Below are 17,756 nucleotides of genomic sequence, written 5' to 3' on the forward strand. Positions count from 1 at the left end.
AATGCTTGGTGGAAGCAAAAAGAAGAATTTGAAAGCTTCAATGGTCCAATATTAATGACTACAAACTGTATAGTTCCGCCAAAAGATAGCTATAAAGATAGATTGTATACTACTGGAGCAGCAGGATTTGCTGGATGTACACATATAAAAGGAAATGCAGAAGATGATAAAGATTTCTCTGTTATAATAGAACATGCTAAAAAGTGTAAAGCTCCTATAGAGATAGAAACTGGAGAAATAATAGGTGGATTTGCACATAATCAAGTTTTCGCTCTTGCAGATAAAGTAGTAGAAGCAGTTAAAACTGGTGCTATTAAGAGATTCTTTGTAATGGGTGGATGTGACGGAAGAGCTAAGTCAAGAAACTACTACACAGAATTTGCTAAGGCTTTACCACAAGATACAGTTATATTAACAGCAGGATGTGCTAAGTATAAATACAACAAGCTACCTTTAGGAGATATAAATGGTATACCTAGAGTATTAGATGCAGGACAATGTAACGACTCTTACTCATTAGCACTTATCGCATTAAAACTTAAAGAAGTATTTGAATTAGAAGATATAAATGATTTACCAATATCATTTAATATAGCTTGGTATGAACAAAAAGCTGTAATAGTATTATTATCATTATTATATCTTGGAGTTAAAAATATACATTTAGGACCAACATTACCAGCATTCTTATCACCAAATGTTGCTAAGGTTTTAGTTGAAAACTTTGGAATAGGTGGGATAACAAATGTTGAAGATGATTTAAATATGTTCTTAGGAAACTAATTTTAATAAAGAAGATACCATATAAAATGGTGTCTTTTTTATATAAAATATTTTATGCTAAGCTAAAACTATTTATAACTCATACAGACGATACAATACACTTTAAAATATTAATGAAAAAAATTTCATATTTACAGTAATAATTTGAGTTTTATGTAACATATGTTACACAAGTTTTACGAAAAATAGGATATAATAAGGTTAAATAAAATTTAAATAGATGTAACTTAACTTTATAAGAAAGGTAAAGTGTAGATATAGATGAGTAATCATGGGAATTTACAAAAAATAAGGGATGGTAAAAGAACATATGGAATAACTCCTCATATACCAGGAGGGTTTGTATTACCAGATACTCTTATAAAAATAGCTAATGTAGCTAAAAAATATAATGGAGTATTAAAAATAACATCAGGTCAAAGAATATTAATAACTAATTTAAAAGAAGAAGATCTAGATGATATATGGAAAGAACTTGATATGAAACCAGCAGTTACAAATCAATATTCTGTAAAAAATGTAGAGATGTGTCCAGCAAATTTTTGTAAAAGGTCAAAGTATCCAACGATAGGTATAGCTATGAGAATAAGTAAAAACTTTCATGGAATGCCACTTCCAAACAGAACAAAAATAGGAGTTGCGGGATGTAGAAATGCATGTACAAGTGTATATTCTAAAGACATTGGAGTTTTAGTAGATATTGATGGAACTTTCTTTGTATGTGCAGGAGGAAGTGCAGGTTTTTATCCAAGAATAGCTGATATAATAACTAAAAAATTATCAGAGAAAGAAGCATATACCTTAGTTGAAACTTTACTTAACTACTATAATGAGCATGGTCAAATGGGCGAAAAGTTAGGTGAATTCATAGATAGAATAGGTATAGAAAGTTTTAGAAAAGATGTATTAGAAATAGCAAATTTAAAGGAGGAATTATAATGATAACTAAAGATTCTATAATAGGAGATATAATAAAAGAAAAACCAGAGGCAGTAAAAATACTTATGGACTATGGTATGGGATGCTTAGGTTGCCCTTCAGCTGCAATGGAGAGATTAGAACAAGCTTGTGAAATACATGGAATAGATTTAGATGAGGTTTTAGCTAAGATAAATAGCCTTTAATATTAAAATAATAAATATATCAGTAAGAAATGTACATATATTTCTTACTGATATATGAAATTACCACACATATTATAAAGCTCTAAAATAGTCGAAAAAAGTATAAAAATTTAATTAAAAAAATAATGAAAACAGTTGCAAAAAAATGTTTAAAATAATATAATAGTATTGTGTTGATAAGGCGACATAGCCAAGTGGTAAGGCAGTGGACTGCAACTCCTTGATCCCCAGTTCGAATCTGGGTGTCGCCTCCAATTTAATATATGGGAATATGGCTCAGTTGGTAGAGCAATTGACTGTTAATCAATGGGTCACAGGTTCGAGTCCTGTTATTCCCGCCAATATGCTGGTGTGGCTCAACGGTAGAGCAGCTGACTTGTAATCAGCAGGTTGTAGGTTCGATTCCTATCACCAGCTCCAATTTGAATAACTCTAATCATATGATTAGAGTTATTTTTTTATAAAATAAAAAATATTTTAAAATTAAATAATTATGTATTATAATTAAAAGTATTAGTAAAATAGTATATATTTAAATTTGAAATAGTTGACAATGTAAACTTAAAATATAATAAATCTAGGAGGGAATTTGGATGAGTAATAATGTCACGGACTTGGGAAAGGGAAGCATTCCTAAATTAATATTTAAGCTAGCAACACCTGCAATAATAGCTCAACTAGTAAATGTACTATACAATATAGTTGATAGAATATTTATAGGGAGAATGCAAGGTGGAGATATAGCAATGGCTGGTGTTGGAGTTGCATTCCCAATAACATTAATAGTAGCAGCTTTTGCGGCTTTAGTAGGGATGGGGGGAGCTCCATTAGCTGCAATAAAAATGGGTGAAAAGGATAATGATGGCGCAGAAAAAATAATGAGCAATAGTTTTTCTACACTTGTACTGTTAGCAATATTACTAACTCTAGTATTTTTAGTATTTAAAGAACCATTACTTTGGGCGTTTGGAGCAAGTGAAGCTACTATAGGTTATGCAATGGATTATTTAAGTATATATCTAATAGGAACTATATTTGTTCTTGTTGCACTTGGTATGAATCCATTTATAAATACACAAGGTTTCGCAAAAATAGGTATGATGACAGTATCTATAGGTGCGGCTATGAATATAATACTTGATCCAATATTAATATTTGGATTAGATATGGGCGTTAGAGGTGCTGCTACAGCTACAATTATATCTCAAGCAATATCAGCAATGTGGGTACTAAGATTTTTACTAAGCGGTAAGACAACATTAAAAATAAGAAAAAAATACTTAAAAATAGATTTTAGAATAATGGGAAGAGTAATGGGGCTTGGAGTTGCACCATTTATAATGCAAGCTACGGAGAGTTTAGTTTTAATAACATTAAATACAAAGCTTCAAATGTATGGTGGAGATTTAGCTGTAGGTGCAATGACTATAATGAGTAGTATAATGCAGATAATAATGCTTCCGACAATGGGAGTTACTCAAGGTTCTCAACCTATAATGAGTTACAACTATGGAGCAAAACAAATTGGTAGAGTTAAAAAGGCTTTTAAATTAACAATATTAATTACTTTAGGATATACGGCAACAATGTGTACAGCGCTTATGATAATGCCGGAGATGTTTGTTAGGATATTTAATAGTGATCCAAAATTAGTTGAAATAACAGTTTGGAGTATAAGGATTTATTTTGTTGGAATAACTATATTTGGAATACAAGTAGCATGTCAAAATACACTACTTGCGCTAGGGCAAGCTAAAATTTCTCTGTTTTTAGCATTACTTAGAAAAGTAATTTTATTAATACCATTAATATATATACTACCAACATTTATGGAAAATAAGTTATTTGCAGTGCTTTTAGCACAACCTATAGCAGATATAACGGCAGTTATAACAACAGCAATATGCTTTATGGTGTTTTATAAGAGAAATTTAAGCAATATAGAAAGTAAAAGTATAAACACTAATGATAAAGAAAGCTTAAATACAAATTAATAGAGTTAAAAAATCTCTTATGGATATATATATTTATAAGAGATTTTTTATTGTAAATAATTATTGTAATAAAATTGAATTTTCATTAAGGAGAGATATATGAAGTATAATAAAATCGTAAAGGGAAAATTTATAGAAAGGCCAAATAGATTTATAGCTTATTGTGATATAGATGGAAAAGTAGAAAAAGTACATGTTAAAAATACAGGGAGATGTAAAGAGTTATTAATAGAAGGTTGTACTGTATATTTAGAAGAAAGTGATAATCCAAATAGAAAGACAAAATATTCACTAGTTTCAGTTGAAAAAGGAAAACGTCTAATAAATATGGATTCTCAGATACCAAATAAAGTAGTATATGAAGCATTAGAGAAGGGTTTAATACAACTTCCTGGCCTTAATGAAGAAATAACCTATATTAAGCCTGAACAGAAATACCATGATTCAAGATTTGATATATATTTAGAAACTAAAAATAAAAAGGTGTTTATAGAGATAAAGGGAGTAACACTAGAAGAGAATAGTGTGGTGATGTTTCCCGACGCAAAAACTGAAAGAGGAGTAAAACATATAAATGAATTAATAAAAGCAAAAGATGATGGATATGAGTGCTATATATTTTTTTTAGTTCAGATGGATAATGTAAAATATTTTACTCCTAATAAAAAAATGCACTTTGAATTATGGGAAGCATTAAAAAGAGCAAGAGAAAAAGGTGTAAATATAGTATCCTATGATTGTAATGTAGATAAAGAAAGTATAGTCATAAAAGAAGCTGTAGAAGTTATTTTATAAAATAACATATTTTTAAAATTTAGCATATAACTTTAAAATGTTGTAAGAAAAATATAAGTATTTGAAATATTAATGGTATAATATTTGTATATGATATTTATTATGAAAGGAAGTTTATAACTATGACGAATAATTTATCAATGCAAGAACTTTTAGAACAACAAGAAAAAGAACTAAACAACATAAAAGTTGGGGAAACTATAAACGGTAAAATATCTAAGGTAAGTAATGACGGTGTTAGCTTAGAACTTAACTTTGGATTTGATGGGATAATACCTACAAACGAATTAAATCTTCCTAAAGGAAAATATACTAGTGATGTATATAATGTAGGAGATGAAATAAGTGCTGTTATAACAAAGGTTAACCATAAAGATGGAACGATACAATTATCAAAATTAAGATTAGATAAAGAAGCAGATATAAAAGAATTAGAAAAAATACATAATGAACATAGAATAATAACTGTTAATGTAAATAAAAACATAGAAAGAGGAGTATTTGCTACTTACAAAACGCAAACGTTATTTATACCAATATCTCAATTAGATACTAAGTTTGTAAATGATACAAAAGAGTATGTTGGACGTAATTTAGAAGTATATATAAAAGAGCTAGATTTAAAGAAAAATAGATTAGTAGCTAGTCATAGAGAAGTATTACAAGAAAGAATTGATAAAGAAAGAGAAGAAAGAAGAGCAAGAATAAAGGCGGAAAAAGAAGCTGAAAGAGCTAGAATTAAAGCTGAAAGAGAAGCTCATATAGCAAAAGTTAAAGCGGATAAAGAAGCTTTATTTGAATCTTTAGAAGTTGGACAAAAAAGAGACGGTAAAGTTGTTAAAATGATGCCTTATGGAGCTTTCGTTGATATCGGTGGAATAGAAGGTTTACTTCACCAAAACAATTTATCTTGGGAAAGAGTAGAGTCTGTAGAAGATGTAATTCAAGAAGGACAAGAAGTACAAGTTTATGTATTAGATATAGATAAAGAAAACAAAAAGTTTGCATTAGCGTTAAAAGATATAAACAATGATCCATGGGAATTAATAAAGCAAGAAGTGCAATTAGATGATATAATAACTGGAACTGTAGTTAGAACTATAGAAAAAGGTGCTATTGTTAAGATAAGAGAAGGTGTAGAGGCATTCTTACCAATATCTGAATTAAGTGAAGAAAGAGTTATGAAAGTTAATAATGTAGTAAATGTTGGCGATGAAGTTAGCGCTATGGTTATAGAATTTAAGCCAAAGAATAGAAAAATGATATTATCTATAAAAGAAGCTAATAAAGAACCAGAAGAAGATTACTCAGAATTTTTAGAAGTTGAAGAATCATTAGGTTCATTAGGCGAATTATTTAAAGATAAATTTAAAAATTTACAAAAATAACATTATATGAAGAGCCATGTTGTGAAACAATATGGCTTTAACTGTATATTATTAGGGGGATATAATATTTACACCGAGTAGTTCTAAGTTTGAAACGATGTTATTTATAGTATTTGATTTTTTGGGAATAATGAGTTTAGTAGTATTAGGATTAATTTTATTAATATTATTATGGTCTTTATTTAAGAAAATAACACAGTAAAAATTATAATTTATAGGGAGAATTTAAATGAAAGCATTAATAGATTTACATACACATACAATAGTAAGTGGACATGCATATAGTACAGTACAAGAAAATATACAATCGGCTATTGATAATGGATTAAAGTATTTAGGGTTATCAGAACATGCACCAAATATGCCAGGTGGACCACACCCATATTACTTCCATAATATTCATTGTATACCAAGAGAAGTTAATGGACTTAAGGTACTTAGAGGAATAGAAGCAAATATTGTAGATTTTGAAGGAAATACAGATGTAGATGATGACATGCTTACACATATAGATTATGTTATAGCTAGCTTACACACACCATGTATAGATGCTGGAAGTGTAGAAGAAAATACACAAGCTGTACTTAATGTAATGGATAAATCAAAAGTTAAGATAATAGGACATTTAGATGATAGTAGATATCCAGTTAATTATGAAAAAGTAGTAAGAAAGGCAAAGGAGAGAAACATAGCATTAGAAATAAATAATTCATCTCTAAAGCCGACGACTTTTAGACAAGGGGCTTGGGATAATGTAACTACACTACTTGAATGTTGTAAAAAATACAATGCAAAAGTAATACTTGGAAGTGATGCACATATATCTTATGATGTAGGTAAATTCCCATATTCTGAAAAGGTAATAAATGATGTGAAGTTTCCTAAAGAGTTAGTTATAAATTATAGTGAAGAAAGTATAATAGAGTTTTTAAATTTATAAATATATGATAGATTAAAGTTAAGTAAATTTAGGAAATAAAGAGTATAAAAGAAGGACAAACTATATTTAAAATATAGTATAATATAAGAGTAACACTTATTGATAAGTGTTACTTTTATTATGCTTTAATTTAAAGGAGAGAGTTGACATGGAGTATATTGCGAGGGTAGTGTCTAATGTTGTTTGGCCTATGTTTATACCTTTTTTGCTTTTACTTGGGACATATATATGTTTGCAAGTTTTTTTTAACATAAGGCAACGCATTACGACAAAGGGGAAAATAAATTACAAGTACATAATTCCACAGAGTACCGTAGCCTTGGGGACTATGATGGGAACAGGAACAGTCGTTGGTTTTTTAACTGGACTTAGTAAGCTTTCTATAAGTGGGCAAATATATGTTGAATCAATTGCTATATGGGCATTACTTGGATCGATAATATTAATACCTATATCATATTGTGAAACTTTAATATCTAAAGTTGTGAGAATGCAACCCAAAGAATATATAAAAGCATTTATATCAACTAAAGCATCAAAATTGTATGTTGCATCTTTAGTTTTATTATATATATTTGCTATAGGGGGAATACAGTTAAGTGGGATAGATGCAGTAGCAACTACTAGTATAAATAAAATAGTAAGTTTAGAATTTAATGAACTACAAAGATATATGTATATCGTTATTCCAGTAATAATTATATTAATAACCATTATACTTAAAAACAGACAGAGTATATTTTTAAGAATTTTAGTGACTATGGTAATATTATCATTTTCAACTTATTTATTATCATTTTTCATATTTCTTTATAAAACACAAGAGTATATACCTATATTTGTAGAGCGTATTATTATAGGATTTAAAAATCCTGTATCCGTGTTGTTTGGAATACCACTAGGTCTTATATTTGGACTTCAGAGAGTTATACAAATAGCAGAACCAGGTCTTGGAACACTTGCATTAGCATCTATGAAATCAAATGCTAAACCAAGGGAAGCTGCTTTAATATCTTCTATACTAACAACAGTACTTATTGTTATATCGGTATTAGTTACTTCATATATAGCATCTTATGGACTTAGTGAAGGAATAATAAATTTTTCAGTTAATGGATACGAGAAGCTAGTGTCATACTTTGATACTATAATTAGTGTAACGGGTAAATTTGGGATATTAATACTATTTACATTTATAGCTTTATCTGCATTAACCACCTTATTAGGAGGGTATCTTGTACTTATAAATGTAGCCAATTTTAATGTTAAAAATAATTATCTTGTTTATGTAGGTTTATTGATATTAGGAGGTGCATTATCTGTATTTAATGTAGAATTAGTATTTTTACTATTAGAGATATTATTATTTATATCAACATCTATTAATATTATGGCACTTGCTATGTTCACAGAGTTTGAATGGAAAAAATATAAAATAAGAAATTTAGAAATTAGGAAAGCTGCATAAAAATATGCATTAAATCATAATTAAATATAAAATAAAAATTAAAAAGGAGTGTATTTTATACACTCCTTAATTATTATTAAGCAACTCCTTGAGAAGAAGCATCTTTTTGTAATTTAGCTATTCTTTCTTTGTTTAACTTAGACATACCTATAGAAGCAGTTATTAAAGATACATAACATACAACTATAAATGTTAAAACGAATATCCAAGCTACGCTGTATCCCATTTTATCAACTAATAATCCAAATATTGATGAACCAGCAGCAAATCCTACTGCGAAGAATATTTGAACTACACCAAGTATAGCACCAAATTCTTTTTTACCGAAGAATGATCCTGCAAGTAAAGAAGGTCCCATCATGTAAGCAAATACTGATAATCCTTTTAAAGCCGCAAATATTGGAGCTAACATAGGTATTAAACCTGCATTCATTAGAGCTAAACAAGAAGTAGCAGCTAATGCAAAGGCAACCATAAGCCCTTTAGTTATACCTAATTTATCAAATATTACTCCACCAAATAAGTTTCCTCCAAGAGAGAATATAGCGAATGTAGAACCTACCATACCAACTATCATAGGATCAACTTTTAAGAAGTTCTTTAAGTAAGCAGGATATTGTACAGCAAGTACAGAAACATACATACCTAAGAAGAATAATCCTAAAGCAAATAACCAGAAGAATTTAACATTTTTAACTTCTTTTAAAGAGTATCCCCAATCAACTGAAACAGTACTTTGCTCTTTTTCTTCTTTTCCATTGTCTTTTTTCTTACCTCTAACTATTTCGCTATCATTCTTTGGCATTCTTAAGAATAATAAAGTTATAGGTATACCTACGATTAATGATAAAGCACCAAACATAAAGTATGATTTAGATATACCGAAGTTAGTTAATGAATAAGCAGTCATACTTTGAAGGAATATATTACCTATAGATCCTCCGGCGAAAGCAAGTCCCATTGCCTTACCTTTTGATAGTTCATCGAACCATCCATTTATTAATAAAGGAACCCCGATTGAAGATATAGCAGCTGTACCAACTTGAACTATACCAGCAACAAGGTAAAATTGCCATAATTCTTTACACATAGAGAATGCTAAGAATCCTCCACCTGAAAGTATAGAACCCATTAAGTACATTGTTTTAACACTAACTTTATTAAACATTGCTCCTATAAATGGAGATGCTATAGCAGATACAACTGTACCTAATGTAAATATTAATGAGAATCCAGCTTGTGTAAATCCATATCCTGAATCAGGAGATAGGATGTAAGCCATAAATTGTGGTTGGATGTTTGCAGCAACTCCAAATGGTATAGCTTGTATAAGCATACATGCAACTACTATTAACCAACCAGTTGCGAATTTTTTACTTTTAGTGTTCATTGTATGATTTCTCCTTTGTTGTTGTTTTTTGTAAATAGACACATTAAAATGGATATAAATGTAAAATTTAAGGTTAAAATGAAATATATCCTAGAAAAAGGATATCATAAGTGATATATTAAAAACAAAGGAAGGTTGATGAACAAAATTGAAACTTGATTCAAGAATATTCAACAACTTCAATTAAAAATCAACTTTGATTAATTTATACTTAGTATGTTATTGTCAGATATACTATAAAATGGAGTCATAGTAATAAATAAAATATATAATAATATTAAGAAATCATAAAAGAATGAGCGAAAAAAAGGATGGTGAATAGGTTGAAAAATATTGCATTTGGTCAACTACTAGAAAAGTTACTTTATTTATCAAATCAAAAAAAGAGTACATTAGCAAAAGAGTTAGGATACGATATATCTTATATAAGTAAATGGATTAATGGGAGAAACCTACCAACTCAAAAAAGTATATCTAGTATATGTAAAATTACATCAGAGTTTATAGTTAAATCTTTAAATTCTACATCAAAGCAAGAACTTAAACACTACTTTGAAATAGAGGTAGAAGTAAAAGACGATACTGTATTAGCTCAATATATAGAAAGAAGTTTAAAAGAATCATATATGGTTACGGCACAAAAAAGTTCTTCTAATATATATAAGAATACACATTCTGAAGATAATTATAATAGTATGATGCATATAAACCCAAGGCTTAGAAAACAGTATTTAGCAAAGGATGCAATACTTCATATAAGTAAATCGAGTAAGCTAGATCTAATATTATCTGCAAACCTATATAGACTTAATGGAAATGATAAAGTTTCTATATCAGAAATGAAAACAGCGTTATATAGCATACAAAAAGACAAAGAAGTAAAAGCAAGAGTATTAACTGGGTTTGAAGGGAATCAAAATGATAAGGTACTAAATACACTACTTATAATTGACATGATAACAACATATCCTAATTTAGATTTTGAAGTATATAACTGTAATGTAGATAATAGTAACATTTTAGCTGTTATAAAGGATAGAATTTTCCATAGTGCCATATTTGCAAGTAATGGACAATGCTTATTTACAAATATGTCTAAAGAAAAGGCTATCATAGATGAAGTTTATTATAGTTTAGAAGAAATATTAAAAAATCAAGGTAAATTGCTTGTAGAGAAAGAAACTCCACTAGATTTATTAAAGAATAAAACTTATATACAATATATAATGGGGCAAGACTTAAAGTGGGTATTAGGAGTTATGAATGAATTCTTTATGCCATCTGATTTATTTATAGAAATTGCAGAAGATGTATTTGGAAATGACAAAGAGTTATTGCAAGAGTTGCGTCAAATAAATGCATTTTTACAAAATGTAACATATCAATCTAACATAAAGGTATTAATTTATGAAGCAAAACTAATGAAGTATATATCGACAGGAGAAATAACATTCTTTAATAAACCAGTAAAATTGACTTTAGAACAAATGGAGAGACATATAAAAAATATAGAAAAAATAATAAAAGAACATGAAAATATAGAAATTAAACTTATTGAAAATAGCTCCATAGAAGAATTTGATTCAGGTTTAAGTCCATCTATGTATTTATCTAAGAATCTAAAGTTAATAAAAACACATCCTATGGATGGGGTAAATGATTATGCAATTATTAAAGATAATGAATTCAAAAAAATATGCGATGAAGTATTTGATATTGTATGGAGTGAAAAAGAAAATATGCTAGTAAGTGAAAAAGAAGAAATTTTAGAAAAAATATCAAAAGCATTAGTTTACACTAGAATAATAAATGGTGAAATTAATTAATAATTTACTAGAAATTATATTGACGAATTTCAAAAATATTTGAATTTGTTGAAAAAAGAAAATAAAGGTCAAAATAATTTATTGACTTAAATAATAAAAAATTGATATTGTAGTAACTGTAAATAGGCACTAACAAAATCATTAATGATCCAATAATTTTATATAGTTAATCTTAAAAGTTTTATAATTTTTATTTAAATCTTAAAACTGCTATAGATATACCGTTATTATTTAATTAATAAAATACGTAAGAATAGTCAGTTTTTTGATGGAAAAATACAATGGATAAGATTAACTTTTATAAATTGTTGTATTTCTTAATGAATGTGAAGCCTATTTTTTTTGTATATTTTAAAGGGGGAGATATACAAAAAACAAATAAAAATCAAAATAAATATTTACAAGGAGAACATAAAAGATGCTACATCAGTTAGAAGTTGCAATAACAAAAGTATCTGAAGCTATATGGCCAGTATTCTTACCATTTATATTAGTTGTTGGCGCTACAATGGCTATAAGAACAATCTTCATGATACAAAAACAAGCTACAAAGCCTGCTAAATTACAAATGAAAAATGTAATCGGGCCAGCTTCTATATCTTTAGGGGCAATGATAGGTACAGGAGCAATAATAGGTGTTCTTGGTGCATTATCAAAATTATCAGCAAGTGGGCAAGCAAATATAGAAGCTATGGCTATATGGGCGTTAATAGGTTCATTAATAATGCTTCCTGTTTCATATTCTGAAACATTAAACTCAAAAATAATGGGGAAAACTCCAAAGGAGTATATATCTACTCTAATAAGCCCTAAATTAGGAATAACATATGCTGTATGTTTCGTTGCATTAGCAGTATTCGGATTTGGTGGATTCCAATTTAGTGGTATAGATTCAGTTTTTGCTACAGTATTAAATGATAAGTTTGGAATCGAATTATCATTAGTTCAAAGATATTTATTTATAGTTATACCAGTAATAGCGGTAGTTGCTGCATTAGTATTATCTAAAAAGCATGAGTTATTCATGGGAGCAATGACTTATATGATAGGAACAGCAGTTGCTGGATACTTCATATTCTTTACAATGTTTGTTCTTAAGACTTCTGATTACATACCTACTTTCTTTGGAAGTATGATAAAAGGTATGATGAATCCAGTTAATGCAATGATGGGTGTGCCATTAGGATTTATATTAGGTATGCAAAAGGTTATACAAACAGCAGAAACTGGTCTTGGAGCATTAGCAATGGCTGCTCAAGAATCTGACTCACAACCAAGAGAAGCAGCTATGATATCGTTATTACCAACAGCTGTAACAGTATTCGTTTCTATAGTTGTTACTTCATATATAGCTTCTTATGGAGTTGAGGTAGGAACTTTAGCATTAGTTGATGCTAATGGAAATGCAGCAGGTACTGTTGCAAGATTAGGTGGATACTTTGCTACTGCTGAGCATGTAGTTGGTATATTTGGATTAATTGTATTAGCAGCATTCACAGTATTATCAGCATTAACTACAATACTTGGATCTTACTACTACATGACAAAGTTATTTAAGCAAAATCCAGTTAACAAAAATATAGCAATATATTTAGTATTAATAATAGCTGCTGGTACTTTAGCAGTATTTGGAGCTAACGTGGTATTTGAAGCTGTTGACTTATTATTATTTGTACTTTCAGGAATAAACGTAACAGCACTAGCTATATTTACATTCAAACATTGGGAAGCTTACAAGTTAAGTGGATCAGTTAAAAAAGACAAAGTAGCTTAATGATATACTAATTATTTAAATAAGCTAAAAAGCTACTTGCTATATTAGTAAGTAGCTTTATATATATACATTAAAACTTGCCTGGTGAAGGGAGAAATACAATGACTAAAAAGATTTACTTCAATGGAACAGTGGTAACTGTTGATAAAAATGAATCAATAGCACAAGCTATATTAGTTGAAGAAGGAAAAATAAAAGCAGTAGGAAGTAATGAAGAAGTTCTTGCGTTAGCAGATGAAACTACTGAAAAAATAGACCTAGATGGGAAAACAATTCTTCCAGGGTTTATAGATCCTCATGGACATGTAGTTGCTGTAGCTCAAACTTTAATGATAGTAACATTAGGAGATGTAACTTCTAAGGAAGAACTATTATCTAGACTAAAAGAAGCCTTCGAAAGTGATCCTCCAACAGATGGAAACTGGTTAATAGGATTTGGATATGATAACACTAAATTTGAAGGTGGAGAACATCCAACTAAGTTTGACTTAGACCAAATAAGTACAGAAGTACCGATAACTGTTTCTCATGCATCAGGGCATTTATCAGCTGTAAACTCTAAAGCATTAGAATTATATGGATATGTAGGTGATGACTATATAGTTCCAGAAGGTGGAGTTGTAAGAACTGTATCACCTGACTCAAAAGAACCAAATGGAGTATTAGAAGAAAATGCTATATTAGATAGTGAAAAGAAAAAAGTTATAAAAGCTCCAGGATTCGAAGAAGTTTTAAAGGCTGTTGTTAAAGCTCAAAAGATATATGCATCATTAGGTATTACAACAACTCAAGATGCTTCAGTAGAAGAAGCTAATCATTATAATCATATATTAGGAGCATGTGCTCAAAATAATATGTTAATGATAGATATAGTTGGACTTGCTACTCAGCCATCAACAATGAATTTAATGAAAAATGAAGGAACTCCAAAGAGAGAATACTTCAATCATTATAAGTTAGCAGGAGCTAAGACTTGGTTAGATGGATCTCCACAAGGATTTACTGCTTGGTTAAGTAAGCCTTATCACGTTGTGCCAGAAGGTCAACCAGCTGATTACTGTGGATATGGAACTCAAACTGATGAAGTTGTAACTAATTACTTTGTTGATTGTATAAACTTAAATGTACAAGTTCATACTCATGTAAATGGTGATGAGGCTTGTGCTCAATTCTTAAGATGTTACAAAAAAGCTTTAGAAATAACAGGAAGTAAAGCAGATTTAAGACCTGTTATGGTTCACTGTCAAGCATTAAGAGAAGACCAATTAGATGATGTTAAAGAAATAGGTGCAATACCAACATTCTTCAATGATCATGTAAGATTCTGGGGAGATTTACACCATGATCAAGTATTTGGACCAGAAAGAGCTCAAAATATATCTCCAATAGGATGGGCGTTAGAGAAGGGTATAAAGTTTACGCTACACCAAGATCCACCAGTAAAAATGCCAAACCAAATAATAGCTATGCATACAGCTGTTAATAGAACTACAGAATCAGGAAGAGTATTAGGAGCGCATCAAAGAATATCAGTTATGGAAGCTATAAAAGCTGTAACTATAAATGGTGCATATCAATACTTCGAAGAAGATGTAAAAGGTAGTATAGAAGTTGGTAAATTAGCTGACTTAGTTATATTAGATAAAAACCCTCTTGAAGTTGATACTATGGAAATAGAAAACATAAAAGTATTAGAAACTATAAAAGAAGGTAAAACTATATTTGTTAAAGAAGCTGAATTACAAAACGCATAATATAAAAAATAGCGATGAGATATCTCATCGCTATTTTAAATTTTAAGCAAATTAAAAATTTTTTATAGCCTAAAAACTAATAAATAAACATTTTAACTAATACTTTTGTTTGATATTTATATTAAGTGGTTAATAATAATTAAGAGTATCTATTTTGTGTAGTAAAATATAAAATGAGACAGTAAGCATAAATATTTTCCAGGAAATTATATAAAATTACCATACTTATTTTAATTTTGATAAAAATAAACAAATAATGATTAAAAATAAAGTAAATTAATGATATAATTAAATCTTAAGACCTAAAGACAGAAAATGAATTTTTAATATGTTAAAATAGACAAATATAGATTAAGCAGGTGATAAAATGGAAAACAAATTTTTACCTATATGCAAGCAAGATATGATAGATAGAGGATGGGAACAACTAGATTTTGTTATAGTTACAGGAGATGCTTATGTTGACCACCATAGCTTTGGTACAGCTATAATATCTAGAGTATTAGAAAATGCAGGGTATAAAGTAGGAATAATAGCACAACCAGATTGGAAAAGTACTGATGATTTTATGAAGTTAGGAGAACCAAGGCTAGGTTTCTTAGTTAATTCAGGAAATATGGACTCGATGGTTAATCACTATTCAGTAAGTAAAAAGCGTAGAGACAAAGATATGTACTCTCCAGGTGGCAAAATGGGACTTAGACCTGATAGGGCAGTAATAGTTTATTGTAATAAAATTAGAGAAGCTTACAAAGATGCTAACATAGCAATTGGAGGGCTTGAAGCAAGTTTAAGAAGATTTGCCCATTATGATTATTGGGGAGATAAAGTAAGAAAGTCTATACTAATAGATAGTGGTGCAGATTTATTAGTTTATGGTATGAGTGAAAGACAAATAGTAGAAGTAGCTAATGCTTTAAATGATGGATTTGATCCTAAATATATAAGACATATAAATGGAACTTGTTATATAGCAGATAGTAAAGAAGAAATATATGATGATTATGTAGAGATACCATCATATAAAGATGTATGTTCAAGTAAAGAAGAATATGCAAAAGCATTTAAAATTCAATATGATGAGCAAGATCCATATAGAGGAAAAGTTATAATACAAAGACATGGTGATAAGTACTTAGTTCAAAATAAACCAGAACCACCATTAAATAGAGAAGAGCTAGATAAAGTTTATGCACTACCTTATGCTAAAGATTATCATCCTATATACAAAGAAATGGGTGGGATACCTGCTATAGAAGAAGTTAAATTTGGCATAGTAAGTTCAAGAGGTTGCTTTGGAAGCTGTTCATTCTGTGCGATAACATTCCATCAAGGTAGAGCAGTACAAAGTAGAAGCCATGAGTCTATACTAGATGAAGCTAAATATATAACAGAACTTCCAGATTTTAAAGGATATATACATGATGTTGGAGGACCTACAGCAAACTTTAGACATGAAGCATGTAAAAAGCAAATAACTAAAGGGGCGTGTAAGCATAGACAATGTTTACACCCAGATCCATGTAAGAACTTAAAAGTTGACCATACAGATTTCTTAGAATTATTGAGAAAAGTTAGAAATTTACCTAAGGTTAAGAAGGTATTCGTACGTTCAGGAATAAGATATGACTATGTAATGGCTGATAAAAACGATAAGTTCTTTAAAGAGCTTGTTGAACATCATGTTAGTGGGCAATTAAAAGTTGCTCCAGAGCATATAGCAGAAGAAGTTTTAGAACATATGCAAAAGCCAGCAGGAAATACTTATGATAAATTTAGAGAAAAATTCTTTAGATTAAGTGAAAGAGCTGGCAAAAAACAATATATTATACCTTATTTAATGTCGTCTCATCCAGGTTCAACATTAAATTCAGCTATAGAGCTTGCAGAGTACTTAAGAGACATTAAATATCAACCAGAGCAGGTACAAGATTTCTATCCAACTCCAGGGACATTATCAACTACGATGTTCTATACAGGAATAGATCCGTTAACTATGAAACCAGTATATGTTCCTAAGTCTAAACAAGAAAAGGCTATGCAAAGAGCATTACTTCAATATAGTGCTCCAAGAAACTATGATTTAGTGCATGCAGCATTAGTTGAAGCTGGAAGAGAAGATTTAATAGGATTTAATCCAAGATGTTTAATAAAACCAAGAGAAGCTAGAGGGTATTCAAATAGAAGCATGAATTCTAAAAATTCAAATAATAAGGTTTCAAGAGGAAGAAATTCTTCAAGAAATAATGAATCAAAATCTAGAGGTAAAAACGATAGAAATAATCAGTCAAGTAAAAAGTTTTCTAAAAGTTCTAAGCCTATGAAAAAGAAAAGAAGATAAATATATAAAGGATATGACATAAGTTCATATCCTTTTATTATCTTTATAGTATTTTATATAAATTAATGATAAAAGTTTATTGAAATATTGGAAATTTAAATTAATAGCAAAAAATGTAAAAAAAAGTCGATTAGTGTAACGAAATTTTATCTAAAACATATTATATTAAAGGACAAGCA

13 protein-coding genes and 3 tRNA genes are annotated in these 17,756 nt (G+C 29.2%); 15 read left to right on the forward strand and 1 reads right to left on the reverse strand.

Going from position 1 to position 17,756, the window contains the following annotated elements:
* The 11 genes from hcp to I4U66_RS13225 all read left to right on the forward strand — a co-directional run.
* On the forward strand, window positions 1–783 hold a 783-nt coding region (gene hcp, locus I4U66_RS13175), incomplete at its 5' end, for a hydroxylamine reductase (RefSeq protein ID WP_195929195.1).
* A 261-nt stretch (window positions 784–1,044) separates the two neighbouring features.
* Window positions 1,045–1,722 (forward strand): NAD(P)/FAD-dependent oxidoreductase, encoded by a 678-nt coding sequence (locus I4U66_RS13180; RefSeq protein WP_195238556.1) that lies wholly within the window; start codon window positions 1,045–1,047, stop codon window positions 1,720–1,722.
* Window positions 1,722–1,907, forward strand: a complete 186-nt coding sequence (locus tag I4U66_RS13185; RefSeq protein ID WP_092923153.1) for a DUF1858 domain-containing protein — start codon at window positions 1,722–1,724, stop codon at window positions 1,905–1,907. The genes I4U66_RS13180 and I4U66_RS13185 overlap by 1 nt, the downstream gene beginning before the upstream one ends.
* Window positions 1,908–2,087: 180 nt before the next feature.
* Window positions 2,088–2,161 (forward strand) — tRNA-Cys (locus I4U66_RS13190).
* A gap of 11 nt (window positions 2,162–2,172) precedes the next feature.
* Window positions 2,173–2,248 (forward strand) — tRNA-Asn (locus I4U66_RS13195).
* A gap of 4 nt (window positions 2,249–2,252) precedes the next feature.
* Window positions 2,253–2,327: transfer RNA gene (locus I4U66_RS13200), tRNA-Thr, on the forward strand.
* A gap of 173 nt (window positions 2,328–2,500) precedes the next feature.
* The gene (locus I4U66_RS13205) at window positions 2,501–3,901 is read left to right on the forward strand and encodes an MATE family efflux transporter (RefSeq protein WP_195238557.1); all 1,401 of its coding nucleotides are present in this window, start codon (window positions 2,501–2,503) and stop codon (window positions 3,899–3,901) included.
* 99 nt (window positions 3,902–4,000) lie between these two features.
* A complete protein-coding gene (gene sfsA, locus I4U66_RS13210) occupies window positions 4,001–4,696 on the forward strand; it encodes a DNA/RNA nuclease SfsA (protein ID WP_166504863.1) in 696 nt (231 codons plus the stop codon).
* 122 nt (window positions 4,697–4,818) lie between these two features.
* Complete coding sequence (locus I4U66_RS13215) at window positions 4,819–6,084, forward strand: 30S ribosomal protein S1 (protein WP_195929197.1); 1,266 nt, start codon at window positions 4,819–4,821, stop codon at window positions 6,082–6,084.
* A 229-nt stretch (window positions 6,085–6,313) separates the two neighbouring features.
* Window positions 6,314–7,024, forward strand: coding sequence for a phosphatase (locus tag I4U66_RS13220; RefSeq protein ID WP_195929199.1), 711 nt, complete (start codon window positions 6,314–6,316; stop codon window positions 7,022–7,024).
* 148 nt (window positions 7,025–7,172) lie between these two features.
* Window positions 7,173–8,492 carry a hypothetical protein gene (locus I4U66_RS13225; RefSeq protein WP_195581723.1) on the forward strand — a complete coding sequence of 440 codons (1,320 nt, stop codon included), beginning with the start codon at window positions 7,173–7,175 and terminating at the stop codon, window positions 8,490–8,492.
* A gap of 76 nt (window positions 8,493–8,568) precedes the next feature.
* Here I4U66_RS13225 and I4U66_RS13230 read toward each other — a convergent pair whose 3' ends face one another.
* Window positions 8,569–9,882: a conjugated bile salt MFS transporter gene (locus tag I4U66_RS13230; protein WP_166504866.1), complete on the reverse strand. Its 1,314-nt coding sequence runs from the start codon at window positions 9,880–9,882 to the stop codon at window positions 8,569–8,571.
* 323 nt (window positions 9,883–10,205) lie between these two features.
* On the opposite strand from I4U66_RS13230, the gene I4U66_RS13235 reads away from it, so the two are divergent.
* The 4 genes from I4U66_RS13235 (at window position 10,206) to I4U66_RS13250 (ending at window position 17,577) form a co-directional block, all read left to right on the forward strand.
* Window positions 10,206–11,708, forward strand: coding sequence for a helix-turn-helix domain-containing protein (locus tag I4U66_RS13235; protein WP_092923175.1), 1,503 nt, complete (start codon window positions 10,206–10,208; stop codon window positions 11,706–11,708).
* A gap of 418 nt (window positions 11,709–12,126) precedes the next feature.
* Window positions 12,127–13,482, forward strand: coding sequence for an alanine:cation symporter family protein (locus I4U66_RS13240; RefSeq protein WP_092923177.1), 1,356 nt, complete (start codon window positions 12,127–12,129; stop codon window positions 13,480–13,482).
* A 101-nt stretch (window positions 13,483–13,583) separates the two neighbouring features.
* Window positions 13,584–15,236, forward strand: coding sequence for an amidohydrolase (locus tag I4U66_RS13245; RefSeq protein ID WP_092923180.1), 1,653 nt, complete (start codon window positions 13,584–13,586; stop codon window positions 15,234–15,236).
* A 367-nt stretch (window positions 15,237–15,603) separates the two neighbouring features.
* Window positions 15,604–17,577, forward strand: a complete 1,974-nt coding sequence (locus I4U66_RS13250) for a YgiQ family radical SAM protein (protein ID WP_195238567.1) — start codon at window positions 15,604–15,606, stop codon at window positions 17,575–17,577.
* The last annotated feature ends 179 nt before the right edge of the window (window positions 17,578–17,756 follow it).

The sequence above is a fragment of the Romboutsia sp. D33t1_170424_H2 genome (assembly GCF_015669105.1).
In the GTDB taxonomy this organism is placed as follows: domain Bacteria; phylum Bacillota; class Clostridia; order Peptostreptococcales; family Peptostreptococcaceae; genus Romboutsia_C; species Romboutsia_C hominis.

Excerpts from the sequence above, each read along its gene's own strand:
- sfsA (WP_166504863.1), top strand. The coding sequence starts at position 4,001 with ATGAAGTATAATAAAATCGTAAAGGGAAAATTTATAGAAAGGCCAAAT.
- I4U66_RS13245 (WP_092923180.1), top strand. The coding sequence starts at position 13,584 with ATGACTAAAAAGATTTACTTCAATGGAACAGTGGTAACTGTTGATAAA.
- I4U66_RS13180 (WP_195238556.1), top strand. The coding sequence starts at position 1,045 with ATGAGTAATCATGGGAATTTACAAAAAATAAGGGATGGTAAAAGAACA.
- I4U66_RS13215 (WP_195929197.1), top strand. The coding sequence starts at position 4,819 with ATGACGAATAATTTATCAATGCAAGAACTTTTAGAACAACAAGAAAAA.
- I4U66_RS13205 (WP_195238557.1), top strand. The coding sequence starts at position 2,501 with ATGAGTAATAATGTCACGGACTTGGGAAAGGGAAGCATTCCTAAATTA.
- I4U66_RS13185 (WP_092923153.1), top strand. The coding sequence starts at position 1,722 with ATGATAACTAAAGATTCTATAATAGGAGATATAATAAAAGAAAAACCA.
- I4U66_RS13230 (WP_166504866.1), bottom strand. The coding sequence starts at position 9,882 with ATGAACACTAAAAGTAAAAAATTCGCAACTGGTTGGTTAATAGTAGTT.
- I4U66_RS13225 (WP_195581723.1), top strand. The coding sequence starts at position 7,173 with ATGGAGTATATTGCGAGGGTAGTGTCTAATGTTGTTTGGCCTATGTTT.
- I4U66_RS13250 (WP_195238567.1), top strand. The coding sequence starts at position 15,604 with ATGGAAAACAAATTTTTACCTATATGCAAGCAAGATATGATAGATAGA.
- I4U66_RS13220 (WP_195929199.1), top strand. The coding sequence starts at position 6,314 with ATGAAAGCATTAATAGATTTACATACACATACAATAGTAAGTGGACAT.
- I4U66_RS13240 (WP_092923177.1), top strand. The coding sequence starts at position 12,127 with ATGCTACATCAGTTAGAAGTTGCAATAACAAAAGTATCTGAAGCTATA.